At 75.0% G+C, this 13,384-nt stretch carries 13 protein-coding genes and 1 pseudogene; 4 read left to right on the forward strand and 10 right to left on the reverse strand.

Features of this window, described 5'->3' with window-relative positions:
* Positions 1-653 (forward strand): SDR family oxidoreductase (locus AB0O29_RS30865; RefSeq protein ID WP_365158139.1); only part of this gene is annotated, 653 nt, incomplete at its 5' end.
* A 36-nt stretch (positions 654-689) separates the two neighbouring features.
* The gene (locus AB0O29_RS30870; protein WP_365158142.1) at positions 690-1,289 is read left to right on the forward strand and encodes an SMI1/KNR4 family protein; all 600 of its coding nucleotides are present in this window, start codon (positions 690-692) and stop codon (positions 1,287-1,289) included.
* Here AB0O29_RS30870 and AB0O29_RS30875 read toward each other — a convergent pair.
* The 5 genes from AB0O29_RS30875 to AB0O29_RS30895 all read right to left on the reverse strand — a co-directional run bounded on the left by AB0O29_RS30875 (position 1,286) and on the right by AB0O29_RS30895 (position 6,645).
* A complete protein-coding gene (locus AB0O29_RS30875) occupies positions 1,286-2,119 on the reverse strand; it encodes an enoyl-CoA hydratase/isomerase family protein (RefSeq protein WP_365158145.1) in 834 nt (277 codons plus the stop codon). The two genes, AB0O29_RS30870 and AB0O29_RS30875, sit on opposite strands and share 4 nt — an antisense overlap.
* 66 nt (positions 2,120-2,185) lie before the next feature.
* Positions 2,186-2,950 (reverse strand): PIG-L deacetylase family protein, encoded by a 765-nt coding sequence (locus AB0O29_RS30880; protein WP_365158147.1) that lies wholly within the window; start codon positions 2,948-2,950, stop codon positions 2,186-2,188.
* 51 nt (positions 2,951-3,001) lie between these two features.
* The gene (locus AB0O29_RS30885; protein WP_365158150.1) at positions 3,002-4,312 is read right to left on the reverse strand and encodes an alpha/beta fold hydrolase; all 1,311 of its coding nucleotides are present in this window, start codon (positions 4,310-4,312) and stop codon (positions 3,002-3,004) included.
* A 118-nt stretch (positions 4,313-4,430) separates the two neighbouring features.
* Complete coding sequence (locus AB0O29_RS30890) at positions 4,431-5,516, reverse strand: S-(hydroxymethyl)mycothiol dehydrogenase (RefSeq protein WP_365158152.1); 1,086 nt, start codon at positions 5,514-5,516, stop codon at positions 4,431-4,433.
* A gap of 73 nt (positions 5,517-5,589) precedes the next feature.
* The gene (locus AB0O29_RS30895; protein WP_365158155.1) at positions 5,590-6,645 is read right to left on the reverse strand and encodes a LysR substrate-binding domain-containing protein; all 1,056 of its coding nucleotides are present in this window, start codon (positions 6,643-6,645) and stop codon (positions 5,590-5,592) included.
* A gap of 65 nt (positions 6,646-6,710) precedes the next feature.
* On the opposite strand from AB0O29_RS30895, the gene AB0O29_RS30900 reads away from it, so the two are divergent.
* Positions 6,711-7,640: a dihydrodipicolinate synthase family protein gene (locus tag AB0O29_RS30900; protein ID WP_365158172.1), complete on the forward strand. Its 930-nt coding sequence runs from the start codon at positions 6,711-6,713 to the stop codon at positions 7,638-7,640.
* A gap of 403 nt (positions 7,641-8,043) precedes the next feature.
* Complete coding sequence (locus AB0O29_RS30905; protein WP_365158158.1) at positions 8,044-8,808, forward strand: LysM peptidoglycan-binding domain-containing protein; 765 nt, start codon at positions 8,044-8,046, stop codon at positions 8,806-8,808.
* Positions 8,809-8,815: 7 nt separating this feature from the next.
* On the opposite strand, the gene nadE is transcribed toward AB0O29_RS30905, so the two are convergent.
* From nadE to AB0O29_RS30930, 5 genes and pseudogenes are all read right to left on the reverse strand, one after another.
* Positions 8,816-9,664 (reverse strand): ammonia-dependent NAD(+) synthetase, encoded by an 849-nt coding sequence (gene nadE / locus AB0O29_RS30910; RefSeq protein WP_365158160.1) that lies wholly within the window; start codon positions 9,662-9,664, stop codon positions 8,816-8,818.
* Positions 9,665-9,789: 125 nt separating this feature from the next.
* On the reverse strand, positions 9,790-10,395 hold the full coding sequence (locus AB0O29_RS30915; RefSeq protein ID WP_365158163.1) for a response regulator transcription factor: 606 nt from the start codon (positions 10,393-10,395) through the stop codon (positions 9,790-9,792).
* Positions 10,392-11,699 (reverse strand): sensor histidine kinase, encoded by a 1,308-nt coding sequence (locus AB0O29_RS30920; RefSeq protein ID WP_365158166.1) that lies wholly within the window; start codon positions 11,697-11,699, stop codon positions 10,392-10,394. Before AB0O29_RS30920 ends, AB0O29_RS30915 begins: the two co-directional genes overlap by 4 nt.
* Positions 11,700-11,768: 69 nt before the next feature.
* A complete protein-coding gene (locus tag AB0O29_RS30925; RefSeq protein ID WP_365158169.1) occupies positions 11,769-12,680 on the reverse strand; it encodes a squalene/phytoene synthase family protein in 912 nt (303 codons plus the stop codon).
* 58 nt (positions 12,681-12,738) lie between these two features.
* Positions 12,739-13,384 (reverse strand): annotated as a pseudogene (locus AB0O29_RS30930) (hypothetical protein); the annotation flags it as partial.

The raw sequence follows: 13,384 nt of genomic DNA on the forward strand, positions 1-13,384 counted from the left end.
GCTGGATCGCCGTCCCGACCACCGTCCTGGCTATGGTGGACGCGGCCGTCGGCGGCAAGGCCGCGCTCGGGCCGCCGGACGTGCTGGTCAACAACGCGGCGGCCAACTTCCCCTGCCCCGCCGAGGACCTGTCCCCCAACGCCTGGCGGGCGGTGGTCGACACCACCCTGACCGGCACCTGGTTCATGACCCGCGAGTTCGGCCGGCGCCACCTCGCCGCCGGCACCCCGGGGTCGATCGTCAGCATCGGCGCCTCGTACGCCTGGACCGGCGGCCCCGGCTTCGCGCACAGCGCCGCCGCGAAGGCCGGGGTGAAGAACCTCGTGGAGACCCTCGCCGTGGAGTGGGGCCCGTACGGGATCCGGATCAACGGCCTCGTGCCGGGGCTGTTCCCGCACGCCGACATGACGCGGGACATCCGGGGCGGGCTGCCGGCCGCCCCGGAGGACCGGGACGGCCGGCAGCCCGCGCTCAGGGTGGGGGCGCCGCGCGAACTGGGCTGGGCTGCCACCTTCCTGGCCTCGCCCTACGCCTCCTTCATCACCGGGCACACCCTGGTGGTCGACGGGGCGAACTGGCAGCGGCGGGCGCTGGTCCAGCCGGAGGTGGTGCCGGTGCGCGAGCAGCTGGGACGCGGCCCGTTCACCCCGTGAGGGCCGCTGTCAGTGGGGTGCGGCACCATCGGGGGCATGAAGATCCACGCATGGGAACCCTTCCTGCACACCTGGAGCGCCGAACGCGACGCCGCCCGGCGGGCCGAGGAGCCCGCGGAGCCTCCGCTCGGCTGGCTGGGCTTCGAGCCGGCCGCGCCGGAGCGGATCGCCGCGCTGGAGACCCGGCTCGGGGCCCCGCTGCCGCCCTCCTACCGCGCGTTCCTGGAGGTCACCGACGGCTGGCGGTGGGCCGGGGAGTTCGTGGAGCTGCTCGCGCCGGCGGAGCGGGTGGGGCCGGTCCGCGAACTGACGCCCTCCGTCCACGAGGACCTCACGATGTGGGAGCGCGAGGACCTGGACGCGGAACTCGACGACGAGGACGAGGACGAAGAGGAAGAGGAGGACCAGGAGGAGTACGAGAGCGCCCGGTGGAACCGCGCGGTGCAGATATCCCTGACCGGGGACCAGACCTGGCTGCTCCTCGACCCGGGTGACGTGGACGAGGAGGGCGAGTGGGCCGCGTACCGCTACTCCGCCTGGAGCGGGTACGGACCGCAGCGCCACGCCTCCTTCGCGGCCCTGATGCGGGCCGAGTACCAGGGTTTCCGCGACCTGCGCCTCACGAAGCCGGCCTAGGCACCTTTGAAACGCGGAGTCCGGCGGGCGGCTCCGGCGGTGTAGCCCTCGCGGGCGTCCTCCGAGGTCAGGGTGAGGGCGGCCGTCATCGCGACCCGGTCGAGGGCGGCGGGCAGGGCGGCGTCCGCGTAGGCGTCGACCGCCCGTTTAATGCCCTGCACGGCGAGCGGGGCGTTCGCCGCGATCTCCGCCGCCAGCGCGCGGGCCGTGGCGTCCAGTTCGGCCGGAGTGACCACCAGCTGGACCAGGCCCAGCCGTTCGGCGGTGGCCGCGTCGATCCGCCGGCCGGTCAGGGCGAGCAGCTTGGCCCAGCCCGCGCCCGCCTCCCGGGCGATGCGCAGGTCCCCGCCGGCGTCCACCGCCACCCCCAGCCGCGCCTCGGGCAGGGCGAAGACGGCGTCGTCCGCGGCCACCCGGATGTCCGCCATCAGGGCCAGCTCGAAGCCGAAGCCGAGGCAGTAGCCCTGGACGGCGGCCACGACGGGCTGCGGGAGCCGGGAGAGGACCGCGAAGCGCTCGTGGACCCAGCGGATGCCCTCGTAGTAGTTGCGGGTCCGTTCGGCGGCGGACTCCCCCGTGATGTCCCCGCCGGGGGCGGTCACGTCGATGCCCGCGCAGAAGGCCCGGCCCTCCGCCCGCAGCAGGACCGCGCGCACCTCGGGGTCGAAGCGGATCCGGTCGGCGAGCAGGCCGAGCTGACGGGTGGACTCCCAGCTCCAGCCGTTCAGTTGGCCGGGGCGGCAGAGGGTGAGGACCGCGATCCCGTCCGCGACGTCCAGCCGGACGCGCTCCTCGCCCTCGCCGATGTCCGTGGAGACCGTGTCGATCACGTGCACCGCACCCCCGCCCTGCGACGGCCTGCTACCTGACGAACCGTCAGGCTACTGCGAGGGCGATCAGCGGGGGAAGACCTCGAACGGGACCGCCGGGACGCCGCCGAAGCGCGCGGCCGCCTGCTGGACGTTGCCGGTCAGGAAGTTCCTGACGTACTCCTGCGGGTCCTGGTCGGTCAGTGCCGCGATGTACGCCTTGTGCTCCAGCAGGGAGTGCACGGCGCGCTCCAGCCCCGGGCCCGCCTCGACCGCGTGCGTCGGCGTGGTGGTGCCCGACACGGCGACCCACCGCACCCCGTCCCACGGCTCCAGGCCCTGCTCGGAGATCAGCTCGGGGAAGATCCACCGGTTGCCCGCGTCCCCGGCGGCGTCGAGGACGGCCCGCCCGACGGCCTTGTGGTCGGGGCTGTTCCAGTTCCCGCCGCCCTCCGCCCCGCCCCAGGTGTCCCGGTGGTTGAGCGTGATCACCAGCTCGGGGCGGTGGCGCCGGATGGCGGCCGCGATGTCCCGGCGCAGGGCCGGGCCGTACTCGATGACTCCGTCGCGGTGGCCGAGGAACTCCACCGTCGACACCCCGACCACGGACGCGCTGGCGCGCTGCTCGGCCTCGCGCAGCGAGGCGCACTCGTCCGGGGCGACCCCGTCGATACCGGCCTCACCCCGGGTGGCGAGCACGTAGGCGACCTCGCGCCCGCCGTCCGTCCAGTGGGCGATGGCCGCCGCGCAGCCGTATTCCAGGTCGTCGGGATGGGCGACCACCGCGAGGGCACGCTGCCAGTCGGTGGGCATCGGCTGCAAGGGCGCCTGCTGATCAGCTTGTTCGGTCATAGGCCGCAGGATAGGCGAACGGCCCGTCAGGGGCGGGCGGCGGCGGGGGTCCTAGTCGTCGAGGAGGGTGAGGAGGCGGTCCAGGACCCGGGGGCCGCTCGCGCGGACGCCATCGTGTTCGTATTCGTCCGTCACCCAGGTGCGCAGGCCGCGGATCGTGCGGGCGGTGCGCAGGGAGTGGGCGGTGTCGACGTACATGTCGTCGTGGTAGACCGCCGCCGCCACCGGGACCTCGTTGGCGGCGAGGCGGGCCGGGTCGTAGAGGGGCTGCCAGCCGGTGCGGGCCGCCAGGAGTTCGGCGGTGTCGCGCAGGGGGGCCAGGGCGGGGTCGGCGGTGAAGTGCCAGGGGTGGATGGTCTCGCCGGTGAAGAGGAGGGGGTCGGCGCCGTCGAGGGTCTTCGCGGCGTCGAAGCGCGGGTGGGCGGCGCGGACGCGTTCGGCGGCCCAGCCGGTGGGGGCGGCCGGGTCCTGGGCGTAGATGGCCTCGTGCAGGAGGGCGTAGAGGGGGTGGCCCGCGAAGGAGAGGTGGGAGAGGGCCGCTTCGAGGAAGGCGTCGCCGAGCACGGGTCCGGCGGCGGTGGTGACGAAGGCGTTCTCCAGGAGGTAGTGGAGCTGGTGGCTGCCGTCGCCGGTGCCGAGGAGCAGGCCGAGGGACTGGAAGGCCTCGGCGGTGAGCCGGTAGCCGCCCGGGAGCTCCGCGGGGCGATCGGCGAGGTGCGCGGCGATGCGGCGGGCGCGTTCGGCGTCCATGGGGTAGCGGGCGTAGTGGGCGAGGTTCTTGCGTTCGATCCGCGGGTACGCGGCCTCGTACACCTGGGTCGCGGTGGCGTCGAGGGAGGGCAGGCCGCCGGTGATCAGGGCGGCGGTGAGGCCCTCGGGGGCGGTGGAGAGGTAGTGGGTGGCGCAGAAGCCGCCGAAGCTCTGTCCGAGGACGGTCCAGGGGGCGCCGCCGGTCAGGGTGCGGCGGATGGCCTCGGCGTCGCGGACGATGGAGTCGGCCCGGAAGTGGGCGAGGTGCTCGGCCTGTTGCTCCGGGGTGCCGCGCAGGGGCAGGGTCTGCCGGTTGAGCGGGGTGGAGCGGCCGGTTCCGCGCTGGTCGAGGAGGAGGACTCGGTAGTCGGCGAGGGCGCGTTCCAGCCAGGCCTGCCGTCCGGTGAAGCGCCGGGCCCCGAAGCCGGGGCCGCCCTCCAGGTAGAGCAGCCAGGGCAGCCGCTCGGGGTCCTTGCCGGTGGCGGTCACCTCGCGCGCGTAGAGCTCGATCTGCTCGCCGCCGGGGCGGGTGTGGTCGAGCGGCACGCCGAAGTGGTGGTCGGTCAGGACGACACCGGGCTGACGGTAGCTGTGGCTGCGCTGGCGGGTCACGGACGGCCCCTGGGGTGTGGGAGCGGACCTCCGCCGGAGCCCCGGCCGGGTCGCGGCCGGGGCGGGCGGAGGTGTGCGGTCCGGCCGAGTCTACGGAAGCCGTCCCGGCGTCACCCGGTCAGAACTCGACCACCGAGCGGAGCACCTCGCCGCGCTCCATGCGGGCGAAGGCCTCCTCGACCCCGTCGAGCGGGATGGTCTCGGAGACGAAGGCGTCGAGGTCGAGCCGGCCCTGGAGGTAGAGGTCGATCAGGAGCGGGAAGTCGCGCTCGGGCAGGCAGTCCCCGTACCAGGAGGACTTGAGGGCGCCGCCCCGGCCGAAGACGTCGAGGAGCGGGAGTTCGAGCTTCATCTCCGGCGTCGGCACGCCGACCAGCACGACGGTGCCGGCGAGGTCGCGGGCGTAGAAGGCCTGCCGGTAGGTCTCGGGGCGGCCGACGGCCTCGACTACCACGTCCGCGCCGTTCCCGCCGGTCAGCTCCTGGATCGCCTTGACCACGTCCTGGGTGCGGCCGTTGACGGTGTGGGTGGCGCCCAGTCCGCGCGCCCACTCCAGCTTCCGGTCGTCCAGGTCCACGGCGATGATCTTCGAGGCGCCCGCCAGCCGCGCGCCGGCGACGGCCGCGTTGCCCACTCCCCCGCAGCCGATGACGGCGACCGAGTCGCCGCGCCCGACGTTGCCGGTGTTCAGGGCGGCGCCGAGGCCGGCCATCACCCCGCAGCCCAGGAGTCCGGCGGCGGCGGGCGAGGCGGCCGGGTCCACCTTGGTGCACTGGCCTGCGGCGACGAGGGTCTTCTCGGCGAAGGCCCCGATGCCGAGCGCCGGGGAGAGCGGGGTGCCGTCCTCCAGGGTCATGGGCTGGGTGGCGTTGTGCGTGGCGAAGCAGTACCAGGGGCGTCCGCGCCTGCAGGCCCGGCAGGTGCCGCACACCGCGCGCCAGTTGAGGACCACGAAGTCGCCGGGGGCGACGGAGGTGACGTCCGGGCCGACGGACTCGACGACGCCCGCCGCCTCGTGGCCGAGGAGGAAGGGGAACTCGTCGTTGATGCCGCCCTCGCGGTAGTGCAGGTCGGTGTGACAGACCCCGCAGGCCTGGACTTTGACCAGGGCCTCGCCCGGCCCCGGGTCGGGCACGAGGATCGTGGTCGTCTCCACCGGCGCGCCCTTGCTCCGTGCGATGACTCCTCGTACGCGATGTGTCACGTCGTACCCCGTTCTGATCGGATCGGTCTGGATCACCGAACGTACACGGGCGGCGCGCGGTACGGGAGTTGTGTCACGCCCCGGCGCGCGGGACGGCCGGATCCCGCGACCCGGCCGGATCCGGGGCCACGGCCCGATCCGGCGGCAGGGCGCGATCCGGCGATGCGGCCCGATCCGGCGATGCGCCCTGTTCGGGCGGTACGGCCAGATCCGGCGGTACGGCCGCCCGGAGCGAGGCGGCGAAGGCGGCCACGGCGGGGTGGGCGCCGGCCCCGCTGCGGTAGGCGATCTTGGTGCGGCGTTCCATGTGGAGCCGGGTCAGGGCGACGCCGGGGCCCGGCGGGCCGGCCACCCCGAGCTGGGGTACGACGGCCACCCCCTGCCCGGCCGCGACCAGCGCCAGGACGGTGGCGAACTCGTCGATGCGGTGGCGGACTCGGGGCGTGAACCCGGCCGCCTGGCAGGCGCGCAGGGTCATGGTGTGGCAGAGGGTGCCGGGGGTGGCGGTGATCCAGGGCGCGTCCCGGTGGGCCCGCAGGACCGCGCCCTGGTCGGGGGCCGCGGCGCCCGGCCCGCGCTCCGGCTCCGGCTCCGCCCCGGCCGGGGCGGCCAGGTACATCACCTCCCCGTACAGCGGCCGGGTGGCGAGCCCCGGCTCGGCCGGCGCGGGGACGAAGTCGTACTCGTGGACCAGGGCCACGTCCAGGTCTCCGGCCCGCAGCGCGTGCGCGACGGCCGCCGGGTCGGTCTCGTGGACCATCGGCTCCAGCGCCGGGTGGCGCCGGGCCAGGTGGACCAGGGCGGCGGGGACGAGGGCGCGGGTGGCGGTGGGGAAGGCCCCGACACGCAGCACCCCGGCGAGTCCGCTGCGGGCCTCGGCGAGGTCGGCGTCGGCCTGTTCCAGCCGTTCCAGCACCGCCTCGGCGTGCCCGACCAGGTGCTGGGCGGCCGGGGTGAGCCGGACCCGGCGGCCGGTGCGCTCCAGCAGCGGCAGTCCGGCCTCCCGCTCCAGGACGGCGAGCTGCTGGGAGACGGCGGAGGGGCTGTAGGCGAGGGCCTCGGCCACGGCGGCGATGGTGCCCCGGCGGGCGAGTTCGCGCAGGAGGCGCAGGCGGCGTACGTCGAGCATCGGCTCAGCTTACGGTTCGCGTAAGAAATGTGAACTGGATTCACCGCTCGCAGCGCGCCAGGCTCATGGGCATGCGACAGAACACGGAACACCGCACCCGGCTCGACGGGATCCACGTCCCCCTCGTCACCCCCTTCGACCGCGACGGGGAGGTCTGCGCCGGGGCGCTGGAGACCCTCGCCCACGAGGTGCTCGACGCGGGGGCCTCCGGGATCGTCGCCCTGGGCACCACCGCCGAGACGGCCGCCCTGGAGGAGGCCGAGCGCGACCTGGTCACCGGGGTCTGCGCCCGGGTCTGCCGGGAGCGGGGCGTGCCGCTGACGGTGGGGGCCGGGGCGATCGGGACCCGGGCGGGCGAGGCCTCGCTGGCCCGGCTGGCACGGTGGCCCGAGGCGGGGGCGGCGCTGGTGGCCGTGCCCGCGTTCGTCCGGCCCTCGGCGGCGGGGGTGCTGGCGCACTTCGCGCGGCTGGCCGCCGTCAGCCCGGTGCCGCTGATCGTCTATCACATCCCGTACCGCACGGGTCAGGCGCTGGACGCGGCCGCGCTGCGGGAGCTGGGCTCACTGCCGGGGGTGGCCGGGGTGAAGTACGCGGGCGGCGGGATCGACCAGGAGACGGTGGCGCTGCTCGGGGACCTGCCGGAGGGGTTCGCGGTGCTGGCCGGGGACGACGTGTTCGTGTCCCCGCTGCTCGCGCTCGGCGCGTCGGGCGGGATCCTGGCGTCGGCGCATCTGGCGACGGAGCGGTTCGCGGAGCTGGCGCGGGCGTGGCGGGACGGGGAGGCGGCGCGGGCCCGGGAGCTGGGCCACGGGCTGGCGCGGCTCTCGGCGGTCCTCTTCACGGAGCCGAACCCGGCGGTCGTGAAGGGCGTGCTGTACGCGCAGGGGCGGATCCCGACGCCCGACGTGCGGCTGCCGCTCCCGCCGGCCTCGGGGGCGGCCGTGGCGGCGGCTCTGGAGGAGCTGGCGGCGCTCGGGGAGCCGGCCGCGACCTGACCGTCCCGCAGCCCCCTCGAAGCGCGCCCGATTCATCCAGGTATGTAAGCCTTGGAGGCTCTCGCGCGAGTCGCCCCAATCGGCGGCATCAGCCCGCGAATTGCCCGTATTGAGCGCGGGAACGGGGGACCCGGCGGGGCCGTGATGTGAGCCACACCCGCCGGGTCAACATCAATTTCCCCGGAACGGTCGATTCCCTTTTCCCGGAAAGGGAAACCTCGATTTCCGCAGAAGTTTTCCAAGGTCGTTTACCGGACCCCCGGAGAGAAGTCGATCTCCGGGGGGAATTCGCGTCTTGTCCGGCCCTCCGCGCTCGCCTACGGTCACCCTCATTCCCAGCGGCCGACTGCCGAATCCGGCCGCCGCCGGGACTTCCCCGCACCCGCACGTGAGGAAATGCGCCATGCCCGCACCGGGTAAGCACCGCCGGCCGAAGCAGCACAAGATCGCCCGCAAGCTGGCCTTCGCCGGCACGGGCGGAGCGGCCCTCGCCCTCCCCCTCATCGGCGCGACCACGGCCGGGGCGGCCGTCGCGCAGCCCGCCGTGAGCACCGTGGCGCTCCCCGCCGCCGAGCCGGCCGCCCGGCCGGCCGCGGAACCGGCGGCGGCGCCCCTGACCTACTCCGTGGTCGGCGGCGACACCCTGGCGAAGATCGCGTCGGAGCACTCCGTGAGCGGCGGCTGGCAGGCCCTCTACGCCGCCAACCGGACGGCCATCGGCAGCGACCCCTCCGTCATCCGCCCCGGCCTCAGGCTGACGCTCGGCGGGGCGGCGAAGGCCGCCGCCGCCCGGGCCACCGCGCTGGCCGCGAAGCCGGCCGCGGCGCCCGCCGCCGTGAAGACGTACGCGAACAACCTCGACGGCTGGATCCGGCAGTCGCTGGACGTCATGGCGCGGCACGGAATTCCCGGCACCTACAACGGAATCCACCGCAACGTGATGCGGGAGTCCTCGGGCAATCCCCTCGCCATCAACAACTGGGACTCCAACGCGGCGGCCGGCATCCCCTCGAAGGGCCTGCTCCAGGTCATCGACCCGACCTTCCGGGCCTACCACGTGCCCGGCACCGCGATGGACTCCTACGACCCCGTCGCCAACATCACGGCGGCCTGCAATTACGCCGCCGCCCGCTACGGCTCCATCGACAACGTCAACGGGGCCTACTGAGCCCCGACTACCGAGCCGCGGCGTGCCCCGGGGCGATCGGCAGCCGGCGCTTGTGGTCGGTGAGCCGGTAGCGGCGGACGATCGTCTCGAAGGCCCGCGCGTCGACCGGCTTGCCCTCCAGGAAGTCGTCGATGTCGTCGTAGGTCACGCCGAGGGCGTCCTCGTCGGCCTTGCCCGGGTCGAGCGTCTCCAGGTCGGCGGTGGGAACCTTCCACACCAGCTCGGCGGGCGCGCCCAGGGCGTCCGCGACCCCGCGCACCCGGCGCTTGGTCAGGCCGGTCAGCGGGACCAGGTCGGCCGCCCCGTCGCCGAACTTGGTGAAGAAGCCGGAGACCGCCTCGGCGGCGTGGTCGGTGCCGACCACCAGCCCGTCGTGGGCGCCGGCCACCGCGTACTGGGCGATCATGCGCTGGCGGGCCTTGATGTTGCCGTGGACGAAGTCCTCGTGGTGGGCGTCGCGGAACTCCACGCCGGCGGCCCGCGCGGCCTCCAGGGCGGCGTCGCTCGCGGGCCTGACGTCCACGGTCAGGACGTGGTCGGCGCCGATGAAGGACAGGGCGAGCTGGGCGTCGCGCTCGTCGGCCTGGACCCCGTAGGGCAGCCGCATCGCGTAGAACCGGGCCTCGTGCCCGGCCGCGCGGGCCCGCTCGACGGCGAGCTGGCACAGCCGGCCGGCGGTGGTGGAGTCGACTCCGCCGCTGATCCCGAGGACGAGGGAGCGCAGGCCGGTCGAGGTCAGCCGCTCGGCGAGGAAGGCCACCCGGCGCTCGATCTCGCGCTCGGCGTCGAAGGTCTCGGCGACCTCCAGTTCGCGGGCGATCTCCTGCTGCAGGGCGATGGACGCCGGCTCGCTCACGTCTGCTCCTCGTTCTCGGCGGTGTCCGCGCGGTCCGCGCGGTCGGCGGACAGCCGCGTCCCGTTTCGACGGTGTGGTGTCCGGCCCCCACCCTACCCAGGCGGCCCGGGCACCCTCCGCGGGCCTCAGAGCCAGCCCTGGCGGCGGGCCGCGCGGACGGCCTCCATGCGGTTGCGGGTGCCGGTCTTGCCGATGGCCGCCGAGAGGTAGTTCCGTACGGTCGACTCCGACAGGTGCACCCGGCCCGCGATGTCGGCGACGGTGGCCCCGTCGGCGGCCGCGTTCAGCACGTCGGCCTCGCGCGGGGTCAGCGGGTTCGGGCCGGCGCTGAGGGCGGCGGCCGCGAGCGAGGGGTCGATCACGGTCTCCCCCGCCAGCACCCGGCGGACGGCGGCGGCCAGCTCCTCCACCGGCCCGTCCTTGACGAGGAACCCCGCGGCCCCCGCCTCCATCGCCCGGCGCAGGTAGCCGGGGCGGCCGAAGGTGGTCAGGATCAGCACCCGGCAGCCGGGCAGGGCCGTCCGCAGTTCGGCGGCGGCGTCGAGGCCGCTGCGGCCCGGGAGTTCGATGTCGAGGAGGGCCACGTCGGGCCGGGCGTCGAGGGCGGCGGACACGATCGCGTCCCCGGCGGCCACCTGCGCCACGACCTCGATGTCCTCCTCCAGCCCGAGCAGCAGGGCCAGGGCGCCTCGCATCATGCCCTGGTCCTCCGCCAGCAGGACCTTGATCATCCGTTCCCCTCGTCCCCTTCCGCGGCCGTCTCCACCGGGAGCTCGGCGGTGACCCGGAAGCCTCCGCCGGGGACGGGGCCGCCGGTCAGCGTGCCGCCCGCGGCCGCGAGGCGTTCTCCGAGGCCGGTCAGTCCGCTGCCCGGCGGGGTCGAGCCTACGCCGCGGCCGTCGTCCGTGATCACCAGCCGGACCCGCTCCGCACCGCCGTGCACCTCGATCTCGCAGCCGGTGGCCCCGCTGTGGCGGACCGCGTTGGTGGCGGCCTCGCGGACCACCCAGCCGAGCAGGGTCGCGGCCTGCGGGGGCAGCGGGGGCCCCGACTGGCGCACCACGGGCTCGATGCCGGCGGCGGTCAGCGCGGCGCGGGCCCGGTCGAGTTCGGCGGCCAGGCTGGCCTCGCGGTAGCCGGTGACGGCCTCCCGGATCTCGGTGAGGGCCTGGCGTCCGACGGTCTCGATGTCACGGACCTGGCCGAGTGCGGCGTCCAGGTCGCGGGGGGCGATGCGGCGGGCCGCCTCCGACTTCACGACGATCACGGACAGGGTGTGGCCGAGCAGGTCGTGCAGGTCGCGGGAGAAGCGCAGCCGCTCCTGGTCCACGGCGTTGCGCGCCAGTTCCTGCCGGGTCTCGCGCAGTTCCCGGACCGTCTCGGCCAGGGCGAGGATGGCGGCGGTGACCATGCCCGACAGGAAGGTGCCGTAGACGATGGGGAGGGCGTCCCAGCCCTCCCGCAGCCCCGCGACCACCCCGGCGACGGCGCTGAGGGCGAACATCACCTGGCCGAGCCGGCGGCCCCGTACGACCGCGCCGGTGGCCAGGCCCAGCAGGGGGAAGAACAGCAGCCAGCTGTCCCCGTAGGCGCCGGCCATCGCGCAGGTGACGGCGGCGAGGGCGGCCAGGCACCAGCGGGTGGCGGCCGCCTCCCGGGCCCGCTTGTCGAAGGCCCGGAACACCAGGGTGATGTAGAGGGAGTTGAAGGCGAGCAGGCCCAGGGCCCCGATCCACGGGTTCGGGGTCTGCCCGTGGACCAGGTTGGAGATGGCCCCCATGCCCAGGAGCAGCCAGGGCAGCAGGGCGAAGGCGTTGGGCGGGCCCATGGGGCCGCTGCCGTAGTCGGGGGCATCGCCCCGGGCCTTGCGGGCCTTCTCCGCCTCGCGCCAGGCGGCCTTGCGGGCCGGCCATTCGGCCTTCCACTGGGCCTTCCAGTCCTTCGCGTCCCGGCACTCGTCCCGCATGTCCGTTCCCGTTTCCCGTTCCGCCTGTGCGCCGCCTCGTGCGGGCGGCGCTGAGATCTGTTCCGTCATGACCACCACGTTATGGACCGGGGCGGCGGCCCGGCAGATCCGCGCGTACGGTCCCGGGCAGTACGAATGTCACATCGTCCGGCGGCCGCGCAGCGCGCGCACCAGGGTGCCGGCCGGGGCGGCCAATCCGTAGCCGACGTCCTTGCGCGGAAGTGCGGCACCGGCCCGCTCCACCGCCGTCAGCTGGTGCCCCATCAGCTCGGTCATGGCGGCGACCACCGGGCGCAGCCCCGGCGCGGTGAGGTCGAGGACGCCCTCGCCGACGGCGTCCAGGGCCGTACGGGCGCGGGCGCATTCGGCGGCGAGGAGGGCGCGCACGCCCGGGGTGTCACGGGCGCGTTCGAGGTCGTCGCGGGTGACGGAGTGCTCGGCGAGCCGGGCGCGGGGGATGCAGAGCCGGCCCTCGGCGAGGTCGCCGGCGAGGTCGGCGAGGAAGTCGATGCGCTGGGCGGCGTCGACGACGGTACGCCAGGCGGCGGCCTGCTCGGGGGCGGGACCGCCCTCGTACTGGAGCCCGGTGAAGACGAGGAGCCCGGGCCAGGCGTAGGCGTCGAGGTAGGCCTGGTAGTCCTCCTCGGCGGCGAACCCGTCGAAGCCGGCCTCGGCGGTGGCGGCGCCCTCCAGGAAGGTGGTGACCCAGTGGGCGGGCAGCCCGCGGGTGCGGACGGCGTGGGCGTAGGCGCGCAGCACCGGGTCGGGGCCGTCGCCGGTGTCCAGGGCCGCCTCGGTGCGGGCGGTCAGCGCCGCGAGGCCGGCGGCCCGCTGCCGCGGGGTGCCGGTCTCGGCCACGTCGTCGACGAGGTTCATGAAGGCCAGGCCCGCCGCGAGCCAGGGCACCAGGGGCGGGGCGGCCAGCAGCCGCAGCGGGACGAAGCGCGCGGGGTCGCGGCGCAGTACGGCCCGGGCGGCCCGGGTGTAGTCGGCCCGCAGCCCGGGGCGGGTGATCCCGGCCCGGGTGAGGGTGGTGCGCCAGGTGGGCACGGTGCGTGCTCCCTTCGGAGGTCCGCGTACCGGACGGGACGGTACGGGGACCACGATGTCAGGAGCGGTACACCTTCTTCACGTTGCCCTGGGTGTCCGCGTACAGGTAGCCGCCCCGGCCGTACTCGTCGCTGAGGTAGGGGCGCACGGAGGTGGATCCGCCGTCGAAGAGCCAGGGCTCCACGATGACGTAGCGGGAGGTCGGCTTGGTCACGCCGAGTTCCTGCTGGGCCTTGTCGAGGAGGCCGGGCAGGGCGTCCCAGTTCACGGCCGCCATGTCGATGAGTGCCTTGGCGTCGTCGATCCGGCCGCCGGGGCCGTCGCGCTTGACCTGGCCGTCGCGGTACTCGTAGCGGTCGTAGGTGTCGGCGCCGGCGGCGGTGGGGACGGAGGCGAGCACGTACCCCTCGTAGACGGTCATCTCCACGAAGGTGGTGGTCCCGGTCTGCCGCTTGAACGCCTCCAGCGCGGTGCGGACGTTGGCGGGGGTGAGCAGGCTGCCCTTGGCCGCGGCGGCCGGTCCGCCCCGCGCCGCGGACGGGACGGTGTTCGGGGCGGCCGTCCGGCCGGTGACGGGGGTCGCGCCGCCGGTGGCGGCGGGCGAACCGGTGCCGGCGGACCTGGCGTTCGCGCCGGTCCCTGGAGCAGGTCCGCAAGGTGGGCTACGCCGTCGACGACAACGAGCAGGAGATAGGGGTCCGCTG

Source organism: Streptomyces sp. NPDC089915 (genome assembly GCF_040684675.1).
Classification (GTDB): domain Bacteria; phylum Actinomycetota; class Actinomycetes; order Streptomycetales; family Streptomycetaceae; genus Streptomyces.